Below are 728 nucleotides of genomic sequence, written 5' to 3'. Positions count from 1 at the left end.
ATGAAATTTGGCGCGCCGAAAAAGCGGCCTTACAAGGCTCGCAAGGCGTAAAAACTCAGCTAGAGCAAGCGCGCTTTGACCTTGAATCGGCAAGGCGAGCCGGCGACTTAGGCCGTATGTCTGAGTTGCAATACGGGGTAATCCCCGAGCTAGAAAAACAGCTCGATATGGCCAGTCAAGCCGAAATGCTCGACATGAAGCTTTTACGCAATCGTGTAACCGATGAAGAAATTGCCGAGGTTGTGTCAAAGTGGACAGGTATCCCTGTATCTAAAATGCTAGAAGGCGAGCGCGATAAGTTGCTCACCATGGAAAGCTTATTGCACAAACGTGTTGTAGGGCAAAACGAGGCGATTAAAGCGGTCAGCGATGCGGTGCGTCGCAGCCGCGCGGGGCTTGCTGATCCTAATCGCCCGAATGGTTCGTTTTTGTTTTTAGGCCCAACCGGTGTCGGTAAAACCGAATTGTGTAAAGCATTGGCTGAGTTTTTATTCGACACACAAGACTCTATTATTCGCATTGACATGTCTGAATTTATGGAAAAACATTCGGTCGCACGTTTGGTGGGCGCACCTCCTGGCTATGTGGGCTATGAAGAAGGCGGGTATTTAACCGAAGCGGTGCGTCGCAGGCCTTACTCGGTGGTATTGCTCGATGAAATCGAAAAAGCGCATTCAGATGTTTTTAATATTTTATTGCAGGTATTAGATGATGGCCGTTTAACTGAC

1 protein-coding gene is annotated in these 728 nt (G+C 48.6%); it reads left to right on the top strand.

Features of this window, described 5'->3' with window-relative positions:
- Window positions 1-728: AAA family ATPase (locus AC438_RS10505; RefSeq protein ID WP_156317063.1), on the top strand; the 728-nt coding region annotated here is incomplete at both ends.

It is taken from the genome of Marinagarivorans algicola (genome assembly GCF_001292705.1).
GTDB classification, from domain to species: Bacteria; Pseudomonadota; Gammaproteobacteria; order Pseudomonadales; family Cellvibrionaceae; genus Marinagarivorans; species Marinagarivorans algicola.
Note: the sequence above shows the minus strand (reverse complement) of the source record. Positions and strands in the feature narration are given on the sequence as shown.